Source organism: Micromonospora sp. NPDC002389 (assembly GCF_040296095.1).
Taxonomy (GTDB): domain Bacteria; phylum Actinomycetota; class Actinomycetes; order Mycobacteriales; family Micromonosporaceae; genus Micromonospora.
Map to the genome: position 1 here is coordinate 326570 of NZ_JBEOWP010000004.1, position 20006 is coordinate 346575.

17 protein-coding genes are annotated in these 20006 nt (G+C 72.6%); 7 read left to right on the top strand and 10 right to left on the bottom strand.

The window, feature by feature from the left end:
* Positions 1 to 222 precede the first annotated feature (222 nt).
* From ABT008_RS10360 to ABT008_RS10380, 5 genes are all read left to right on the top strand, one after another.
* Positions 223 to 2988 carry a helix-turn-helix transcriptional regulator gene (locus ABT008_RS10360; protein ID WP_350695365.1) on the top strand — a complete coding sequence of 922 codons (2766 nt, stop codon included), beginning with the start codon at positions 223 to 225 and terminating at the stop codon, positions 2986 to 2988.
* A gap of 87 nt (positions 2989 to 3075) precedes the next feature.
* A complete protein-coding gene (locus ABT008_RS10365) occupies positions 3076 to 3603 on the top strand; it encodes a hypothetical protein (RefSeq protein WP_350695366.1) in 528 nt (175 codons plus the stop codon).
* Positions 3604 to 3620: 17 nt separating this feature from the next.
* Positions 3621 to 4154 carry a DUF3558 family protein gene (locus ABT008_RS10370; RefSeq protein WP_350695367.1) on the top strand — a complete coding sequence of 178 codons (534 nt, stop codon included), beginning with the start codon at positions 3621 to 3623 and terminating at the stop codon, positions 4152 to 4154.
* A gap of 158 nt (positions 4155 to 4312) precedes the next feature.
* Positions 4313 to 6415, top strand: a complete 2103-nt coding sequence (locus tag ABT008_RS10375) for a cellulase family glycosylhydrolase (protein WP_350695368.1) — start codon at positions 4313 to 4315, stop codon at positions 6413 to 6415.
* Positions 6416 to 6474: 59 nt separating this feature from the next.
* Entirely contained in the window at positions 6475 to 6855 is a 381-nt protein-coding gene (locus ABT008_RS10380; protein ID WP_350695369.1) for a YccF domain-containing protein, read from the top strand.
* A gap of 49 nt (positions 6856 to 6904) precedes the next feature.
* Here ABT008_RS10380 and ABT008_RS10385 read toward each other — a convergent pair whose 3' ends face one another.
* The 7 genes from ABT008_RS10385 to ABT008_RS10415 all read right to left on the bottom strand — a co-directional run bounded on the left by ABT008_RS10385 (position 6905) and on the right by ABT008_RS10415 (position 14718).
* The gene (locus ABT008_RS10385) at positions 6905 to 7534 is read right to left on the bottom strand and encodes a vitamin K epoxide reductase family protein (RefSeq protein WP_350695370.1); all 630 of its coding nucleotides are present in this window, start codon (positions 7532 to 7534) and stop codon (positions 6905 to 6907) included.
* Positions 7531 to 8184: a DsbA family protein gene (locus tag ABT008_RS10390; RefSeq protein WP_350695371.1), complete on the bottom strand. Its 654-nt coding sequence runs from the start codon at positions 8182 to 8184 to the stop codon at positions 7531 to 7533. The genes ABT008_RS10385 and ABT008_RS10390 overlap by 4 nt, the downstream gene beginning before the upstream one ends.
* 82 nt (positions 8185 to 8266) lie before the next feature.
* A complete protein-coding gene (locus ABT008_RS10395) occupies positions 8267 to 10231 on the bottom strand; it encodes a bifunctional copper resistance protein CopD/cytochrome c oxidase assembly protein (RefSeq protein ID WP_350695613.1) in 1965 nt (654 codons plus the stop codon).
* 131 nt (positions 10232 to 10362) lie between these two features.
* Positions 10363 to 11277, bottom strand: a complete 915-nt coding sequence (locus tag ABT008_RS10400) for a cation diffusion facilitator family transporter (RefSeq protein WP_350695372.1) — start codon at positions 11275 to 11277, stop codon at positions 10363 to 10365.
* Positions 11278 to 11386: 109 nt separating this feature from the next.
* Entirely contained in the window at positions 11387 to 12763 is a 1377-nt protein-coding gene (locus tag ABT008_RS10405; protein WP_350695373.1) for an FAD-dependent oxidoreductase, read from the bottom strand.
* 225 nt (positions 12764 to 12988) lie between these two features.
* Entirely contained in the window at positions 12989 to 13885 is an 897-nt protein-coding gene (locus tag ABT008_RS10410) for a bile acid:sodium symporter family protein (RefSeq protein ID WP_350695374.1), read from the bottom strand.
* Between the two features lie 68 nt (positions 13886 to 13953).
* Positions 13954 to 14718 carry a cellulose binding domain-containing protein gene (locus ABT008_RS10415; RefSeq protein WP_350695376.1) on the bottom strand — a complete coding sequence of 255 codons (765 nt, stop codon included), beginning with the start codon at positions 14716 to 14718 and terminating at the stop codon, positions 13954 to 13956.
* A gap of 228 nt (positions 14719 to 14946) precedes the next feature.
* On the opposite strand from ABT008_RS10415, the gene ABT008_RS10420 reads away from it, so the two are divergent.
* Positions 14947 to 15462 carry an SRPBCC family protein gene (locus tag ABT008_RS10420; RefSeq protein WP_350695377.1) on the top strand — a complete coding sequence of 172 codons (516 nt, stop codon included), beginning with the start codon at positions 14947 to 14949 and terminating at the stop codon, positions 15460 to 15462.
* A 97-nt stretch (positions 15463 to 15559) separates the two neighbouring features.
* Here ABT008_RS10420 and ABT008_RS10425 read toward each other — a convergent pair whose 3' ends face one another.
* A complete protein-coding gene (locus ABT008_RS10425; RefSeq protein WP_350695379.1) occupies positions 15560 to 16588 on the bottom strand; it encodes a LacI family DNA-binding transcriptional regulator in 1029 nt (342 codons plus the stop codon).
* Positions 16589 to 16915: 327 nt separating this feature from the next.
* Here ABT008_RS10425 and ABT008_RS10430 point away from each other — a divergent pair, with 327 nt between their 5' ends.
* Positions 16916 to 18106: a cytochrome P450 family protein gene (locus tag ABT008_RS10430; protein WP_350695380.1), complete on the top strand. Its 1191-nt coding sequence runs from the start codon at positions 16916 to 16918 to the stop codon at positions 18104 to 18106.
* A 132-nt stretch (positions 18107 to 18238) separates the two neighbouring features.
* Here ABT008_RS10430 and ABT008_RS10435 read toward each other — a convergent pair whose 3' ends face one another.
* Positions 18239 to 19291, bottom strand: coding sequence for a hypothetical protein (locus ABT008_RS10435; protein ID WP_350695382.1), 1053 nt, complete (start codon positions 19289 to 19291; stop codon positions 18239 to 18241).
* Positions 19292 to 19359: 68 nt separating this feature from the next.
* On the bottom strand, positions 19360 to 19992 hold the full coding sequence (locus tag ABT008_RS10440) for a hypothetical protein (protein WP_350695383.1): 633 nt from the start codon (positions 19990 to 19992) through the stop codon (positions 19360 to 19362).
* Between the last annotated feature and the right edge of the window lie 14 nt (positions 19993 to 20006).

Sequence of the window (20006 nt, forward strand, 5' to 3'; positions counted from 1 at the left end):
GGCATGATCACGGGTACGAAAGCTCCCGTCTTCGGCAACGATCGACCACCAGCCGACGCGACGCATACACGACGAGGAATCTGTGGAATCCCTTCCTATGTAGATGCCATCAGTGGGATTCCTGTCTGCTGACTGCACGCCTGAGGAGACCCGGCCGACCGACCGCCACGGCGCGCCGACCGCCTGATGCCCATCGACTCCGGCCGGTGCCAGAATCGCCACATGCCGCGTTCGCTCGTCGGCCGGGACGCCCTGTTCGACCTGGCCTGGCGCGCGCTGGGCGAGCCCGGCCCGGTGCTGTTGGAAGGCCCGGCCGGGATCGGCAAGACGACCCTGCTGCGGGCCCTGGTCGCCGAGGCGAGCCGGGCCGGCTGGTCGGTCCTCGCCTGCGCGCCGACCGAGTGCGAGACCGACCTGCCGTACGCCGCTCTCGCCGACCTGCTCCGCCCGCTGGCGGACCTGGTGGTCGACCTGCCCCGTCCCCAGCGGGTCGCCGCCGAGGTGGTGCTGCTCACCGGCGACAGCGACGAGACGTTCGACGAACGGGGGGTCGGCGCGGCGACCCGGACGTTGCTGGAGGCGGCGCTCGCCGCCGGCCGGCCGCTGCTGGTCGCGGTCGACGACGCGCCCTGGTTGGACCGGCCGAGCGAACGGGCGCTGCGGTTCGCGCTGCGCCGGCTCGACCCGGTGCCGGCCACGCTGGTGAGTTGCCGCACCCCGTCCGGGCCGGCGCCCCGGTCCGCGCCACTCGGGCTCGACACCGGCCCCCGCCGGCTGACCCGGCTGACCCTGACCCCGCTCGACGTGGCCGCGCTGCACCACGTGCTGCGGGACCGGATCGGTGCCCCGCTGAGCCGCCCGCTGCTCGCCCGGATCGCCCGCGAGGCGGCCGGCAACCCGCTGGTCGCCATCGAGGTCGCCCGTGCGGTGCAGCGCCTGCCGCAGCCTCCCGAGCCGGGACAGGACCTGCCGGTGACCGCCTCCATGCACCACCTCCTCGGCGAGGTCCTGGCCGGGTTGCCGGCCCGCTGCCGGGACGCGGTGCGGTTGGCCGCCCTGCTCGGCGTACCGGTGCTCGGGGATCTGACGGCGGCCGGGGTCGGTCCCGGCGCGTTCGACGCCGCCGAGGAGGCGGGGCTGCTGGTGGTGACGCCGCAGCGGGTCGAGTTCAGCCACCCGGTGTATGCGGCGGCGGTCCGCGCCGGCATCCCGCCCGGCGTACGGCGGGCTCTGCACCGCCGGCTGGCCGAGGCGGTGGCCGACCCGGACGAGCGGGTCCGGCACCTGGCGCTCTGCGCCACCACGGCCGACCCGGTGGTGGCCGACGCCCTGGCGGCGGCCGCGGCGCGGCAGCACGCGCGCGGGGCGCCGGAGGCCGCCGCGACCCTCTACGAGTCCTCGGCGCGGCTCACCCCGGCGGACGACCCGGACAGCCAGGGCCGACGGCGACTCGCGGCGGCCCGGTGCCGGTTCGACTGCGGCGACCATCCGGGCGCCCGGCTCGCCGCCGAGGCGGCGGCCGACAGGTTCACCGGCGACGTCCGCGCCGAGGCGTTGCTGCTCCGCGCCGAGGTGGCGTGGAGCGCGGACGAGCCGGGCGGCACCGCCGTCGAGGCCGCCGCGCGGGCGCTCACCGCGACCCGACCCGACACTCCCCTGGCCGGCCGGATCCACGCCCACCTGGCGCTCTTCGTCGACCTGCCCGATCCGGCCCGGACGCACGCCGAGGCGGCGGTCGGGCTGCTCACCGGGCCCGGCGGCGACCCTGCGCTGCTGGCCGCCGCACTGATGAACCTCTTCTTCAACGAGGTACGCGCCGGTGAGTCGCCCCGCATCGAACTGCTCGACCGGGCGCTGGCCATGGAGGGCGCGGAGCCGTCCTGGCTGGCCGCCACGATCCCGGCGATCTGGTGGAAGAGTATCGACGATCCGGCCCAGGCCCGGCAACGCCTGACCGGGCTGCTGGACCGGGCCGCCGCCCGCGGCGATGAGCCGTCCCAGTACGACCTGCTCAAGCACCTCGGCGAGACCGAACTGCTGGCCGGTCGCTGGGCGGCGGCCGAGCGGCACATCGCGGCGGCCCGTGAGCTCGGCGAGTTGCTGGGCACCGAACTCACCGCCGAGACCTGGCTGGCCGCGCTGCTCGACGCGCTGCGCGGCCGGCTCGACGCGGCGGCCCGGACGGCGCAGGCGGGTACCCGGCTGGGCGATGAACTCGACGACGACTGGTGCCGCCGCATCCACCTGCACCTGGATGCGTTCGTCGCGCTCAGTGCCGGACGGATGTCCGACGCCGCCGCCGGTTACCGGCGGCTCGCCGCGATGTTCGACCGGATGGGCCTGGCCGAGCCGCTGGCCCAACGCTTCGAGCCGGACTGGATCGAGGCGTGCGTCGGGATCGGTGACCTGGTCACCGCGCGGGCGACGCTGGCGCGGCTGGCGCAGCGGCACCAGCGGCTGCCGCGCCCCTGGACGCTGCTCGGGTTGGCGCGCAGCCGGGCCCTGGTGGACAGTGCCGACGGAGTCGACCCGTCGGCCGCGCTGGCGGAGATCGACGCCGCGCGGGTCGCGGTGCCGCCCGACGTCCTGCCGCTGGACCGCGCCCGGTGTCTGCTGGTCGCCGGGGTGGTGCACCGCCGGTCGCGCCGCAAGCGGCAGGCCCGGGAGGCGTTGCAGGCCGCGGCGGCCGAGTTCGACGCGCTCGGGGCGGCGGCGTTCGCGGAGCGGGCCCGGGCCGAGGCCGCCCGGCTCGGTGGCCGCCCGCCCGCGCCGTCGGACCTCACCGCGACCGAGGAACGCGTGGCCCGGCTCGCCGCCTTGGGGCGGACCAGCCGGGCCATCGCCGACGAGCTGTTCGTCAGCCCGAAGACGGTCGAGACGAATCTCTCCCGGGTCTATCGCAAGCTGGGCATCTCCCGCCGCGCCGAGCTCGGCGCCGCACTCGCGCGGACCACGACCGGCACCCCGGGGGGCGGCGGGCGTCGATAGCTAGGGAAACACCGGATTCCTTCCCGGCCCGCCGACCGTAGCGTCGAGACGTCACCCGGCGGTCGGCCGACGAAGGGAGCAGGACACGTGCGGCGAAAGATCATGCCCGCGCTCTGCGTGGCGGTGCTCGCGTTCACCGGATGCAGCGGCGGCGGTACCGAGGCTCCACCGGCGCCGGACACGGGGGCCGGCGCGGATGTGGACACCGACCTCGACCTACCCGTCGACGAGGCCGACACGGCACGCCCGCCCTGCCCGTTCGACGCGGCGCAGATCTCCGAGTTCGTCGGTCAGCCCATGGTGGACCAGGGCACCTGCAGCTTCGGCGACGGCAACGGGGTCGCCCAGCTCACCGTGACCACCGCCTCGCGGTTGGCCGGCGAGAGCACCTACGACTACCAACGCCAGCAGGCCGGGCAGATCTACACCACGGTGACGGAGATCGGCGACGGCGCGAAGGGCTACCTGGCGGTGAAGGACATCGGCGCCGAGGCGGTGGTGGTCGGCGACGGAGGCAGTTACACCGTGACGCTGAGCAGCTTCGCCCGCCTCGGTGCCCGGCCCGACGGATACGAGCAGGCGTTGCGTCGGCTGCTCGACGCCCTGCCCCGGTGACGCGGAGGGAGACGACGATGAGGCACCTGTCCACCGCCGCCCGGCTCACCGTGACGGCGGTCGTGACGGCCGTGCTCGCCGCGTGCGGCGGGGCCGTCGAGCCGGCGGCGGCACCGCCACCACCAGCGCCGACCGGGGCGCCGGAGCCGGAGCCGTCGAGCGAGACGCCCGCGCCGCCGGACGCGCCCGAGGTCGACGCCTGCGCGCTGGTGACCAAGGCGGAGGCCGAGAAGTTGGCCGGTACGCCGTTGGAGGACCCGGTGCCGGTGCGGGACACCTGCACGTACACCGGGCCGGTCTCGGGGCCGTTGGCCCAGGTGGAGGTCTTCGTCGGCGACGGGGCGAAGAAGATCCTCGACGTCGACCGGGATCTCGATCACGAGTTCGAGACGCTCACCGGGATCGGCGACGAGGCGTACCTGGAGGAGGGGGCGGTCTTCGTCAGCGTCTCCGGGACCTGGGTGGCCGTCCGGCTGGTCCGGCTGGACGACCCGGCCGGGTACGCCCCGCGCCTCACCGACGCGGCCCGGACGGTGGCCGGGCGGCTGTGACGCGCACGCGGGCCGGTCAGGCGCGCGGGAATATCAGCCTCGGTCGATTGACAAAGTTGTTGATCCCAACTTATGGTGCGAGCCGGCCGGACGTTTCCGGTGGTCCCGGCGGCGCTCGGCCAGCACCCGTCGACACCATCACCACACCGAGGAGCGTCATGGCCGGGCTGAGAGGCACACTACGCAGGACACGATGGCGGTTCGGCCTGGTCACCAGCGGGATAGCCGTCTTACTGGCCGGCATCGGCCTGGTCAACGCGGGCGCCGCGCACGCCGCCGCGGGATGCCGGGTGGTCTACTCCGCCCCCAGCCAGTGGCCCGGCGGCTTCACCGCCAACGTCGACCTGACCAACCTCGGCGACCCGGTCAACGGCTGGCGGCTGACCTGGACGTTCCCCTCCGGCCAGCGGGTGACGCAGGCATGGAACGCCACCGTCACCTCCGCCGGCAACGACGTGACGGCCACCAACGTCGGCTACAACGCCGCCCTGGGCACCAACCAGAGCGTCTCCTTCGGCTTCAACGGCACCTACACCGGCACCAGCAACACCGCGCCGACCTCGTTCGCCCTCAACGGGGTCACCTGCACCGGGAGCGTCGGCCCGACCACCCCGCCGCCGACCACCCCACCCCCCACCACGCCTCCGCCGACCACCCCGCCGCCGGCCGGTGACCCGATGGCGTACGTGGCCGCGATGCAGCCCGGCTGGAACCTCGGCAACACCTTCGACTCGGTCGGTGCCGACGAGACCGCCTGGGGCAACCCCCGGGTTACCCCGGCGCAGCTCGACGCCATCCGGGCCCAGGGCTTCAACAGCATCCGCATCCCGGTCACCTGGAGCAACCGGCACGGCGCAGCACCCACGTACACCATCGACGCGGCCTGGTTGAACCGGATCAAGGAGGTCGTCGGCTGGGCGCTGGACGACGGCTTCTACGTGATGATCAACATTCACCACGACTCGTGGCAGTGGATCCACGAGATGCCGACCAACCGGACCACCGTCCTCAACCGCTACAACGCGCTCTGGACCCAGATCGCCGCCGCGTTCCGGGACGCCTCGCCGAAACTGCACTTCGAGAGCGTCAACGAGCCGCAGTTCGCCAACAGCTCCGGCGACGCCCAGAACGCCCAGCTCCTGCACGAGCTGAACACCTCTTTCCACCGGATCGTGCGCGCCTCCGGGGGCAACAACGCCACCCGGATGCTGGTGCTGCCGACTCTGCACACCTCCTCCGACCAGCCCCGCATCGACGAACTGGTGAGCACCTTCACCCAGCTGGGCGACCGCAACCTGATCGCCACCGTGCACTTCTACGGCTACTGGCCGTTCAGCGTGAACGTCGCCGGCGGCACCCGGTTCGACGCGGTCACCCAGCAGGACCTCGTCGACCGGTTCGACCGGGTGCACAACGCCTTCGTCGCCCGGAACATCCCGGTCGTCATCGGCGAGTACGGGCTGCTCGGCTTCGACCGGCACACCGGCACCGTGCAGCAGGGCGAGAAGCTCAAGTTCTTCGAGTTCCTCGGGCACTACGCCCGCACCAAGCGGCTCACCACCCAACTCTGGGACAACGGCCAGCACTTCGACCGGGTCGCCTTCCAGTGGAAGGACGCCGAGCTGTTCGCCCAGATCAAGTCGAGCTGGACGACCCGCTCCGGCACCGCCTCCGCCGACCAGGTGTACGTGCCGCGTACCGGCTCGGTCACCGCCAAGTCGCTGACGCTGAACCTGAACGGCACCACCTTCTCCGGCCTGCGGCAGGGCACCACCAACCTGACGCAGGGCACCGACTACACCGTCTCCGGCAACCAGCTCACGCTGACCGCGAGCGCGCTGACCCGGCTGGTCGGCAGCCGGGCGTACGGCGTCAACGCCACCCTGCACGCCCGGTTCTCCACCGGCGTGCCCTGGCGGATCGACATCGTCACGTACGACCCGCCGGTGCTCTCCAACGCCACCGGGACGACCAGCGCGTTCACGATCCCGACCCAGTTCCGGGGCGACCAGCTCGCGACCATGGAGGCGAAGTACGCCGACGGCAGCAACGCCGGCCCGCACGACTGGACGTCGTACAAGGAGTTCGACGTCGCCTTCGCGCCCGACTACGCCGCCAACCGGATCGCGCTGACCTCCACCTTCTTCGGCGAGGTCCGCGACGGCGCCCCGGTCACCCTCACCTTCCACTTCTGGAGCGGTGCCCAGGCGACCTACCGCGTCACCAAGTCCGGCACGGCGGTGACCGGCGTCACCGGCTGAGCAACGGTGCCACCGGCCGCCCTTCGCGGCCGGTGGCACCCACCGGTCATGATGGAATCATGATCCGATTCGTGCTGAACGTGTTGTGGCTCATCTTCGGCGGCGGGATCGTGCTGGCGATCGGATACGGCATCGCGGCCCTGATCTGCTTCGTGCTCGTCGTCACCATCCCGTTCGGCGTCGCGTCGCTGCGATTGGCGTCGTACTCGCTGTGGCCGTTCGGCCGGACCCTGGTGCCCAAGCCGGGTGTCGGGGTGGCCTCCGGCGTCGCCAATGTCATCTGGGTCGTCCTGGCCGGTTGGTGGCTCGCGCTGTCGCACATCGTCGCCGGGGTGAGCCTCTGCCTGACCATCATCGGGATCCCCTTCGGGGTGGCCAACTTCAAGCTGGTGCCGGCGGCGATCTGGCCGCTCGGGCAGGAGGTCGTCCCCGCGCCGTAACGCTCGCGGCCGGTGCCGCGCCACCGTCGACCCGGTGGCGCGGCCGAGGTCAGAGCAGGGTCGACCAGTAGTCCCAGAAGCGCACCAGCACCGCCAGCAGGATCACCGTGTACCACGCGACCAGGATGAAGCTGTGATAACCGGCGAGTCCGGCCAGCCGGGCCAGCGGCGACGACGGCGGCACCCGGCGCAGGTTGTGCAGCGTGGCATAGACGAAGATCGCGATCATCACCACCCAGACCACCATGCAGTACGGGCAGAGCGCGCCGATGACGTACAGGCTCTGATAGATCAGCCAATGCACGAAGATCACGCCGAAGGTGGCCCCGGCCTGGAGACCGGCCCAGATCCAGCCGGGCAGCCGCACCCCGGCGAGCAGCACGACGCCGATGGTGGCGACCACCGCGAAACCGGCGATACCGAGCAGCGGGTTGGGAAAGCCGAAGACGGCGGCCTGCGGGGTGGTCATCACCGAACCGCAGGACAGGATCGGGTTGATGCTGCACGACGGCACGTAGTCCGGATCGCTCAGCAGGTTGATCTTCTCGACGGTGAGGGTGGCCGCCGCGAGCAGGCCGACGGCGCCGCCGACGGCGAGCACCCACGCGGTGACCCGGGCGAGGAAGCCCGCCTCCGGCGCGTCGGTGTCCGCCGCCCGGCAGGCCGGGTCGGCGCTCATCCGGCGAGCGCGGCGTCGATGGCGGCGATCATGTCCGCCTGGGTACGCACGTCGGTCAACTGCCGACCGTTGAGGAAGAACGTCGGGGTGCCCTGCACCCCAGCGGTCTCGCCGTCGGCCCGGTCCCGGGCCACCCGCTCGGCGGTGGCCGGGTCGTCGAGGTCACGCTGGAAGCGGTCGACGTCCAGACCGAGGGTGCGCGCGTACCCGACGAACGCCTCGGTCTGCGGGGTCCGCTGGTGCCCCCACGCCTCCTGGTTCTCGAACAGCACGGTGTACATCTCGGCGAACTTGCCCTGGTTGGCGGCGGACTGGGCGGCCCGGGCGGCCAACTCGGCGTTGGGGTGGCTGGGGATCGGGAAGTACCGCACGACGAAGGTGATCCGGTCCTGGTAGGTGTCCAGGAGTTCGCTGACCGCCGGGTAGACCGCGCCGCACGCCTCGCACTCGAAGTCGAGGAACTCGACCAGGGTGACCTTGCCGTCGGTGGCGGTGGAGAGCCGGTGGCTGTCGTCGCGTACCAGCACGGCCGGGTCGACCGGTTCGCCGCTGGCCCGCGAGCCGGCGTTCCGGTTGATCGCGGTCAGGCCGATCATGACGAGGATCACCACCAGGATCATCGCCAACGTCAGTCGCAGGTTCCTCGTCATGCGGGCGTCAACCTTCTCTGTGGGAGCAGCCAATGCTGCACCGGTCGGCTGGCAGGTTGCTGAGAGCAGGCTGGACGGAAACTCATCGACGTACCCGGCGGTCGCGTTCGGCCAGCTCGGCGAGCATCCGGTTGTAGGCGGCGAGCTCCGGGTCCTCGCGTCCCTCGGCCTCGGCGCGGTCGGCGGCCCGATCGCGGCGACGGGCCTCGCGCCGGTCGGCCTGGATCCACTGGTACATCAGCGCACCCATCACGATCACCGTGGGCAGCTCGCCGAAGGACCAGGCGATACCTCCGGCGGCCTGCTGGTCGGCCAGCGGTGTCGGACCCCACGGCCGGTCCAGCACGATCCACCAGTCGGCGGCCAGCACCGTCGAGGACTGCATGAGCGCGACGCCGAGGAAGGCGTGCAGCACCATGCTGATCAGCACCAGGACCATCTTCAGCGGGTACGGCACGCGGCGTGGTGCCGGGTCGACCCCGATGACCGCCCAGAAGAAGAGGTATCCGACGGCGAGGAAGTGCCCGACCATCGCCAGGTGGGCGGCGTGCGAGCGCACCGCCAGCTCGTACAGGTCGGTGAAGTACAGCACGTAGAGGCTGGCCACGTAGACGACGAGCGCCACCACCGGGTGGGTCAGCACGCGGGAGGCCCGGGAGTGCAGGCCCGCCTGGAGCCACTCCCGGGGGCCCGGCCAACGCGGGTCGGTGGCCGGTCTCAGCGCCCGCAGCCCGAGGGTGACCGGCCCGGCCAGGACCAGCAGGATCGGCGCGACCATCATCAGCAGCAGGTGCTGCACCATGTGCACGGCGAACAGCACCGGGCCGTACCGGGCCAGGCCGCTGGAGGTGGCGACGACGATCACCACGCAGCCGAGCAGCCAGAACGCGGTACGGGCGGCGGGCCAGGCGTCGCCGCGCCGCCGTAGCCGCCACACCCCGGCGAGGTAGAGCCCGGCCGCGCCCAGGGTGGCGGCGATGACCAGCGGTTCCGGCAGCCAGAGCCGGGCCACCGTGGTCACGCTCAACGGCGGCGGCATCGGGAAGCCGAGCAGGGCGGTCGCCACGTCCTCGTCGGCACCGACGGCCGGCACCGGGGTACGCGACAGGGCCACCGCGGCACCGACGGCCGCCCCGAACAGCAGCGTCTCCACGACCGCGACCCGCACGAACGGGCGTCGCCGACCGGCGACCAGGGCCGGCATCGTGTACCGCCGGTGCCACTGCCCGAGCACGGCGATCACGGCCAGCAGGGCGGTCTTGACCAGCACCAGCCGCCCGTACCCGGTGCCGGTCAGGTCGGCCGGGCCGATGAGTCGTACGCTCGCCGACAGCAGACCGGACACACCGACCGCGACCAGGCAGACCAGCGCCAGCGGGGAGAACCGGCGCACCGCGACCGCGAGGTCGGCGGCGCCGCCCCGGGCGGTGACCGCCAGGGCGAGCAGGCCACCGGCCCAGACGGTGACCGGCAGCACGTGCAGCAGCAGGCCCGAGACGGCCAACTGGTGGTTGCTGGCCGACGCGGCGTGCCCGGTGAAGACCGGCGGCACCACCGCGGCCAGGGCGGCGAGCAGCGCCACCACCGCCCCGGACGGACGCAGGCTGCGGGCCGCGACGACGGCCGCGACCAGCGCCAGGGCTCCGCTGAGCGCGAGGGACTGGCCCAGCGGCACGGTACGGACGAAGTTCAGCACCGCGCGGACCGACAGCACCTGCGCGGCGGGCAGCCCGAACAGGTCGACGAGCGTGTAGCAGACCGCGACACCGGCGGACACCGCCCAGGCGGCGGCGGTCCAGGCGGCGGCCCGCAGCCGGCGGTAGCCCAGTGCGGAGAGCCGACCGCCGTCGTCGCGCGGCGACAGCACGGTGACCGCCACCAGCAGCCCCACGGTGGCCACCGCGCTGATCTGCATGCCGAGCCGGGCGGCCGGCAGCAGCCAGGCCGCAGTCGGGTCCGGGTCGGGCAGCCCCGGCGGAGTCGGCGGTACGCTGCCGCCGCCCCACCACAGCAGCACGGCCGCGACACCGGCGGCGACCAGGACCATGGCGGCGGGCACCAGCACCGGACGGCGCAGGATCAGGGGCGGGACGAGCTGGTGCGGGCGGTTCAACGACGGCTCCCGGTGCGGGTGGTTTCCCAGGTAGTCGGCGCGGCGGGGCTTCGGGTTCCCGGCCCTCACCAGTGGGCGCCGTGGCAGACGCCCTCGGCGTCATCGGGCTCCACCTGCAACGTGGCGTGCTCGATCTCGAAGCGGTCGTGCAGGAGCCGGCGGGCGGCGGCCAGCACCCGGGCCAGGTCCGCCCCGCTGGCCAGGGTCAGGTGCGCCGAGGCCACCTCCATGCCCGAGGTCAGCGTCCAGACGTGCAGGTCGTGCACGTCGGCCACGCCCTCGACGTCGCGCAGCGCGTCGCGGACCTCGGCGACCTCCAGGTGCGGCGGCGCGGCCTGAACGAGGATCCGCAGCGCGGCCCGCCCCAGCCGGTAGGTGCGGGGCAGGATGAACAAGCCGACCGCCACGGCGACGATCGGGTCGGCGTACCACCAGCCGGTCAACGCGATCACCCCGGCCGCGACGATCACCCCGATCGAGGCGAGCAGGTCGCCGAACACCTCCAGGTAGGCGCCCCGCACGTTGAGGCTCTCCTTGGCGCCGGAGCGCAGCAGCAGGAACGCCACGATGTTGGCGAGCAGCCCGGCCACCGCCACCGCCAGCATCGGCCCGGCCATCACCTCCGGCGGTTCGCCGAGCCGGCGTACCGCCTCGACCAGCACGAAGAGCGCCACCCCGAAGAGCAGCACCGCGTTGGCCAGCGCCGCCAGGACCTCCATCCGATAGAGCCCGAAGGTGCGCTGCCCGTCCCGGGAGGCCCGGCTCGCCGCCGTGATCGCGGCCAGCGCCATGCCGATGCCGAGCACGTCGGTGAACATGTGCCCGGCGTCCGACAGCAGCGCCAGCGAACCGGTCACCCAGGCGCCGATCGCCTCCACCACCATGAAGACGGCCAGCAGGGCGAAAGCCACCCAGAGCCGCCCCCGGTGCTTCTCCCCCGCGCGCAGGACCTGCTGCCCGTGATCGTGCCCGGCACCCATCCGGCACTCCTTCCGCTCACCACCAGCAACATATGCTGACATTGCAATAAGTGCAACTGTGGCGCTGGAATGGCCGAATAGGACAGGAGGGGCGAAAGTGTGCCTTAGGTCAGCGCGCCCGCCAGTTCGCCCACAGCGCGCCCAGCACCATGCCGGGCCGGGCCAGCGCACGGGGGTGCTCGCGCATCGAGACGACGTCGTTGAAACGGCGGGCCGTGGTCACGTCGGTCATGGTCGCCCGGACGATCTGGCCGCCCACCCAGCTGGAGAGCCGGTATCCGCGCGGGTAGGGACCGTCGACGTGCGGCAACGCCAGGTCGGCGGAGGTCGACATCGACCAGGCGGCGTCGACGACGACCCGTTGCAGCTCGAAGAAGCGGCGGGCCGGGAAGCGGAGGTCCGGCCCGGAGCGCAGGTACGCCGACAGACAGGCCGCGTGCAGCGCCGCGGCCGTGATCCCCTGGCCGTAGACCGGGTTGAACGAGGCGACCGCGTCACCGACGCTGACCAGACCGCCCGGGAGCCGCCGCAGCGCGTGGTAGTCCCGCCGTCGGCTGTCGGCGTGGCGGTACGTCTGCACCTCGCCGAGCATCTCGCTGTCGGCGACCTCGGTGAACTCGGGCGGGAACTGCTCGCGCAGCCGACGTACGAAGTCCTCGGCGGTGCGGCCGGGACGGTTGTCGCCGTAGCCGGCCATCATCGCCATCCACCGACCGTCCTCGATGGCGAAGTACGCCGCCCCGGCGACGTCCGACGAGGACGCGACGCTGTTGAGGGCCATCACCACGGTGTGCTCCGGGTGCGCCTCGCGGCGACGGAACAGGGCCGTGGCGTAGTTGAGGTGCACCGGCATGCGCCGCAGCGCGGGCCGCTCCCAGCCGGCCTCCGCCAGCCAGTCGGAGAGGCGGCTGGACCGACCCATGGCGTCGACCACCAGATCGGCGTTCTCCACGCCGGGCGCGGCGTTGACGTCGCACCGGACCCCGGCCACCGACGAGCCGTCGAGCACCAGGCCGGTGGCGCGGGCGGTCACCGTCTTGACGTTGGGCAGCCGCAGGACCTGCTGGCGGATCAGCCCCTCCAGCAGCGGCCGACTCCCGGCCAGGCTGTCCGCGTCGTCGGGCACCACCACCTTGAGGCGGCCGTCGAGATAGTTACGCCGGGCGGCCGGTGGCGCCTCGACCGCCCCCTGGGCCAGGGCCTGCTCACGGAACCCGGGGAAGAGACGCTCCAGTTGCAGGAAACCGCCGGGCAGCAGCGCGTGCAACTGTGTCCCCTGTGGCACACCCGGCCGTCCGCCCGGCACGTGCAGGTCGTCGCGGTCGATCACGACGACGCTCGCCGCGTGGTCGGACAGCACCCGGGCGGCCAGCAGGCCGGCGACGCTGCCGCCGATCACCACGGCCGTGCCGAGCACCGGGGACGGCTGGTCGGGCGGTCGCACCGCGTTCAGCGCGGCGAAGACCTGAGCCGGAGAGAAGGACATCGTGCTCTCCAAGGGGTACGAGGGTGTGGCGCCGTTCCGCCGGGCCCGGCCGGTGACCGAGGCACAGGCAGGCCGGCGGGACCGGGCGGTCGGCATGACGCTCAACGATCGTTGCACAGCCAGGGAACGCGACGGCAGACCCGACTGTCGATGCGGCAACGCGCGTGGACGGTGCCGGCGCCTCGACCGGTGATCGTCGGGTACTGGGTGCTCAACACCCTTTTCTCAGGTCGTGGTGGCACCGTCGCGGGTGCTGCGCGGGCGCGCGTCGACGCGGTTGACCAGGTAGCCGAAGGCCGCTGCGGTAAAGAACATGACAATGCCGTAGACGGCGGCCGGGATCGCCATCTGCGTGTTGTTCAGCAGCGCCGGGCTGAGCGCGATCGTGATGGCCAGGGTGCTGTTGTGGATGCCGATTTCGAAACCCGCCGCCTTGGCGGCGGTCGGGTCGATCCCGGCCAGCCGGGGCACCCCGTACCCGATCGCGAGGCTGAGCAGGTTGAACGCCAGCACCGCCAGACCGACCGCGACGAAGTAGTCGGCGATGTTCTCCCGCTCGCCGAGCACCGCGCCGAGGATCACCGCGACCAGCACCACCACGGACATGATCCGGACCGGCCGGTCGAGCCGGTCGGCGACGCCCGGCACCCGGGCCCGGATCAGCATGCCGATCGCGACCGGGACGAGCACGATGGCGAACACCTGCACCACCTTGTCGAACTGCAGGCCGATGCTCGTCGCGTCGCTCAGGAAGTAGCCGGCCGACAGGTTGACCACGATCGGCAGGGTGAGCACCGCCAGCACCGAGTTGATCGCGGTCAGGGTGATGTTCAGCGCCACGTGCCCACCGAACAGGTGGCTGTAGAGGTTGGCCGTGGTGCCGCCGGGTGACGCTGCGAGCAGCATCATCCCGACGGCCAGTTCCGGTGGCAGGTCGAAGGCGAGCACCAGGCCGAAGCAGAGCGCCGGCAGCAGAAGCACCTGGCAGGCCAGCGCGATGACGGCGGCCTTGGGGTGCTGGGCCACCCGCCGGAAGTCCGCGACGGTCAGGCCGAGACCCAGACCGAGCATGATGATGCCGAGGGCGATGGGCAGTCCGATCAGGGTCAGGGCAGAGTCCATGACACGACATCGTTACCACCCGGTAACGCACTCACAATCCTCCATGCGGCCGGGGTACGCCGCCCGGCTCAGCGACCACAGGCGAGCGTGAAGCCCTCCGGCACCGAGGTGGTCGACGCGAGCAGGCCAAACGTCGTCGTCCCACCCGGGGCGAGCCGAGCGTTCCAGCCGGCGTCGCGGACGGTCACCGCGCTGCCCGCCTCGGTCGGCGTTCCGTTCCACAGCGACTGGATCCGCTGGTCACCGGGCCAGGTCCAGGCGACCTGCCAGCCGTCGAGCGTCTCGGTCCCGGTGTTGCGCACGGTGACCGTGGCGACGAAGCCACTCCCCCAGCCGCTGCCGATCGTCGCCGTCGCGGCACAGACCGGCGCCGCCACCGCCTGCGTACGCGCCGGCCCGCCGAGGACGTACGGGTCCCGCCGGCCCTTCGCATCGCTGAACCGGAACCAGTACTCGGTGTCCGGGGTGAGCCCCTCGACCACCACCGAGCCGTAGCTCTCCAGCCCGGTGTCCGCCGAGGCCACCGGGTTGTGCCACATCTCGGCGTCCTCCCGGGTGGCGAAGAGGTGCACCGTGATGGGCAGGTCGTACCCGCACGGCGGGCGGAACGTCAGCGAGTAACGGATGGTGACGGTCGTGGTGGTGGTGCCGACCACCATGCCGGCCAACGGCAGCGCGGGCGGGCACGGCGTCACCGTCGGCGTCGGCGGCGGTGAGGTGGTGAGCGGGACGGGCGGGGACGTGGCGGCACCCGCGCTGCTCGCCACGCCGGCCACGCTGACCAGGGCCAGTGTCGCAACGGCGACCGTCGCCAGGGCGTACTTCCTCGACATGCGGTGTCTCCTCCGGGGTGGTGGTGGGGGCACCGGGCGCAGCGCGGCGGCCGGCGCCTGGGATACGGGCTGCCCTGCGCGGGTGGCATCCCCGCACGCCCTGTCGATGGTTCGCACGCCGGCCCCGGCCGCGACTGAGCAGAGTGTTTCATTCGAAGAACTTCGATACAACGGACGACCAGCCGATCCACCCGGGCCGGACGGGCCGCGCCCGGGGAGAATGGGGCGATGCCCGTGGTTGAGGCGGTGGCCGTCGTCCCCGTACCCCCGAATGTCGCGTTCGCGATCTCGCAGACCACCATGCCGGTCCGGCGGCGGTGGGACCCGTTCGTCCGCAGCCAGCACTTCGTGGACGGCGCCACCCGGCCGGACAAGGGCGTCCGCACGTTCACCCGGTCCCGACACGGCCTCTCGATGGTCAGCGAGTACGTCTCCTACGCGCCGCCGACCAACGTCGGCATGAAGATGGTGCGCGGCCCGTGGTTCTTCGAGATGTTCGCCGGGGGCTGGCGGTTCGTGCCGGCGGACGAGCCCGGCCACACCGTCGCCACCTGGCGGTATCACTTCCGTTGCCGTCCGGCGCTGCTGCGACCGGTCGCCGACCGGATCGGCACCTGGCTGCTCGACCGGGACATCCGCCGCCGGATCGCCGGTTACGCAGCCGGATGCGCCGATCCGGTCGTGGTCGCCGCCGCCGAACGGGACCTGCGCGAGCGCAACGACGGGAACCGGACCGAGCCTTGACCGGACGGCGACGACGACAACGCCACGCTGACCAAGACGATCAGCCTCGGGCTCACCACCCGGTAGGGCAGCCGGGCCCGGCGCACGGGCAACAGGCTCAGCGCACGGGCAGCGTCGACTCGCGCATCACCAGGCGGCTGGCGAACTCCTCCGAGTGGGTCACCGCACCGTCGATGGCCGCGAAGAGGCGCTGCCCGGCCACCGCGCCGAGGTGCTGGAGATTCATGTCCACACTGGTCAGTCGGGGGCGGGAGTCGGCGGAGATGGCCTCCCAGTTGTCGAAGCCGATCACCGAGATCGCCCCCGGCACGTCCCGGCCGAGATCACGCAGCGCGTCCAGGACGCCCCGGGCGATCTGGTCGCTGCCGCAGAAGATCGCGTCCACCTCGGGCCGCTGCTCGACGATCATGTGCGCGGCGGCCCGCCCCCAGGACTCGTCCCACGACCCGTAGTAGGGCCGGTCGCCGACCATGCCCAGTCCCGCCGCCGCGAGGGCCGCCGCCGCGCCCTCGGCACGGTCGCGGGCCGCCTGGAAACCCGGCTCGCCGGTGATGTGGGCGATGTTGCGCCGACCACAGGCCAGCAGGTGCTCGATGGCGAGACGTCCGCCCCCGACGTTGTCGACCGTGATGGAGATGTCGGCCGGGTCCGAGGAGGGGGCGTACACGTAGACCACCGGCACCGGGATGTTGCCGGCCAGCGGCGGGCGGGGGTCGGTCCGCGAGCCGACCACGATCAGCCCGTCCACCCGGCGCGACAGCAGCGCGCGGACGTGGTGCTTCTCCCGGATCGCGTCACCGCGTGCGTCACACAGGAACACCGACACCTGGCCCGCCCCGAAGGCGTCCTCGGCGCCCATCAGGATCGGGATCGAGAACCGCCCCTCCAGGTCGCTGGTGAGCAGGCCGACGGTCCCGGTCCGGCCGCTGAGCAGCCCTCGGGCCAGGGCGTTCGGCGCGAAGGAGAGCAACTCCGCGGCCTCCAGCACGCGTACCCGGGTGGTCGCCCGCACCTCGCCACGTCCGTTGATGGCCTTGGAGGCGGTGGCGACCGAGACGCCGGCCAGCTTGGCGACGTCGGTGAGCGTGGGCGTGCGGTTGGCGGGGACCTCGGGCTCGGTCGTCATGCGGTGCTCCCTCCCAGCGACCGGCACGGATGCGGTGCGCGGCGACAGGCTGCCTCGGGAGCCCGTGCAGGCACTCCCGGCGGAAGTAACCCGGTAAAGGTTTTCGGCTTGTTTCGGCGTCGTTGCCCGGCCCGCGATGTCGCTCGTACCTGCGCGGAACACTACACCGAAGTGTCCCACCGACTCGGCTGAGGAAGGTCCGTCGGTGCCCCCTTCCCGAAAACTCCCCCGAAACGTTCGCCGACCGCACGAGATGTAAGGAGGGGTCCCCTGCTATACACGAGGCGTTAGCAGGGGACCCTTCCTTACATCTGTCGAGGGGGCGAGGTGGCGGTCGCGTTCGGCCTGTCGGAGTTGTGGGACCCGGTCGTGCGCCGGAACCCGCACGAGTTCTACGACCGGGTACGGGACAGCGGCGGCCCGGTGCTCCAGGTCGACCCCGCCGGCAACCGGCTGTGGGTGGTCGCCGGTCACGCCGACGTGCTGCACGGACTGCGGCACCCGATGATCGGGCACGAGGTGCACCGGCACCGCCCGGACGGCCCGACTCCCGCCCCGTACGAGATGACCGAGGTGGCGAGGATCGAGTCCCGGCAGCTCATCAGCCTCGACCCACCCGACCACACCCGTCTGCGCGGGCTGGTCAGCGGCGGATTCACGGCACGGGCGGTGGCCCGGTTGGAGCCGTGGATCGGTGACCTCGCCGACCGGCTGGTCGACCGGGCACGTCGGCAGGGCCACGTGGACGCGGTGGCCGATCTCGCCGATCCGGTACCCGTCAACGTCATCGCCGAGTTGGTGGGCGTACCGGAACCGGATCGGGCGCAGTTCCGGGCCTGGTCGGCGGCGATCGTGTCGGCCGGGTACGACGGCCCGTCGGCGACCCTGGAGTTCGCGGCGTACCTCGACGACCTGGCGGCGCGACGCCGTGCCGAACCCGCCGACGACCTGATCTCCGAGCTGGTGGCGGTGGAGGACCGCGCGGACCGGCTGGACCGCGACGAGTTGGTGGCGCTGGTGCAGTTGCTGCTCATCGCCGGGCAGGAGACCACCGTCGACCTGATCGTCAACGGACTCCGCCTGCTGCTCACCCACCCGGTGCAGTGGGAGGCGCTGCGCGACGATCCCACGCTGGCCGAGGCGGTGGTGGAGGAGACGCTACGGTTCCGGGGGCCGGTGGAGATCGTGCCGCCCCGGTTCGCCTTCGCGGACGTCGAGCTGGGCGGTGGGCGGATCCCCGCCTTCGACCGCGTGGGGCTGTCCATCTGGGGGGCCAACCGGGACCCGGCGGTCTTCGACCGGCCGCACGAGTTCGACATCGCCCGCAGCGACGTCCGTCGGCACATCGCCTTCGGGTACGGCATCCACTTCTGCCTCGGCGCGCACCTGGCGCGGCTGGAGAGCCGGATCCTGTTCGACCGCGTGGCACGACACCTGCCCGGTCTGCGGCTGGCGGTCGACGCCACCGACCTGGACGCGTTCCGCCTGCATCACGACGGCCTACCGCTACTTGTATGACGCCCCCGCGTCCCGCACGCCGGACCGCGCCGCACGCCGGACCGACCCGCACGCCGGACCGCGCCGCGCGCCAGACCGACCCGCACGTCAGGCCGCCCCGCACGCCGGGCGACCGACAGGACGGGGAACGGGTCACGCCGAGGTCCGGGCCTCCTGGCGGCCTTCGTCGCGGGCCCGCGCGAGAAGCCGCGCGAGTCGGCGGCGGCGCCCGCGCACCACGGCACGCCAGGCGAGTACGAGCGCCACGATCACGAGTAGCAGGGCCACCTGTGGCCAGGGCATCGACCAGACCGTGACGGTGGCGGTGGTCGGCCGGATCTCGGCGTCGGTCGGGTCGCCGACCAGGATGTCCGGGGTCAGCGTGACGGTGGCGGTCAGCCGTCCCCAGCCCCACACCCCGCGCACGTACGCCTCGGCCGGGCGGTCGCCGCCGGGCAGCAGTTCCTCCACCTCGGCCGGTCCCTCGGTGTCGAGCAGCCCGAACAGGTCGCCGACGGTGGCCCGACCGGCACCGGTGACGGCCACGTTCCCGTCGTTGACGGCCGTGTACCGGATCCGCAGGCTGCCCGGCGAGAAGGGGTTCCACGACCGGTGGTGGGTGGCGGTGAGGTCGTCGACGCGGATCGCGGCGACAGCGGTGCCGCTGGCCCGCAGCATCACCCGGAACCCGACCCGGCTCTCCACCGCCACCGTGCCGCCGGTGCTGGTGACGGTCGCCGCGATGCCGGCGGGGTGGTCGCCGGGGCTGGCGTCGGCCGGTGCCTCGATGGTGAACGGCACCACCCGCGTCGACTTCGCCCCGACGCTGACCGTGTCGCGCACCGTGATCCAGGTGCCACCGTCCACCGAGGACTGGTGCGACGGCAGCATGTTGAACCGCCCCTTGTCGGTGAGGTAACCGTCGGCGGCCTGTAGCGAGAAGACCACCGGTGCGTCGCTGAAGTTGCGCACCGCCAGGTGCTCGGTGACCACCTCGCCGGGGTCGAGCGTGCGCTCCACCCAGCGGCGGCCGTCGGGACCGAGCGGATTCGCCGGCTGGACCGCCCAGGTGACGGTGGGCGCGGTCGGCTCCGCCTGCGCGGGGACCGCTCCGGCCAGGCCGGTCGCCGCCAGCACGGCCAGCGTCGCCAGCACGGCGGACGTCCGCGCCACCATCCGCCGCCACGGGACCTTCGGCACGCTCATGACCAGCCCTTCGAACCGCAGGGGTACGGGTGGGGGCCGCCGAAGCGCGCGGCCCCCACCTGCGTGGATCACTCGAACAGGGACAGGGTCAGCGTCGAGGTGTACTCACCCGCGGCCACGTCAGCCGGAGTGCGCAGGAACAGGTCCGCGTCGACCGAGTACGCGCCACCCGCGACCGCACCGGAGTCGAACGTGGAGACCAGCAGCTCCTGGTCGACCAGACCCACGTTGTTGCCCGGCTGCGTCGGCTCGTCCAACACCGTCACGACCTCTTCACCCTCACTGACCAGACCGGTGTCCCCACCGTCGATCAGCCGAGGCTTCCAGCCCAGGTGCCCGGCACCGATCGGCTCCTGACCCGCCCCACCGGTGAAGTCCGTCGCACTACCCAACACCGCCCACGCCGCACCCTCCGGCACCTCGTCGGCGGTCCGGGTGTCGGTGACCGTCACCGTCGGCAACCCACCGACGAACTGACGCACCAACAACGTCGACCCCTCCTCGGTCAACGCCACCGAATCACCCGCGACCGACATCGCCAGCACACCCGGCTCGACCAGCTCCTCGATCTCCACCGTGACCGTGACGTCACCGCTGTCACCCGGGTCGGCCGACACCGGCGCGGCCATCGCCACCGACCCGACCAACAGGGCCCCGGCGGCACCCGCCGCCAGCAACCGCTTCCGATTCCATGTGTTCATGCGATTCTCCGTTG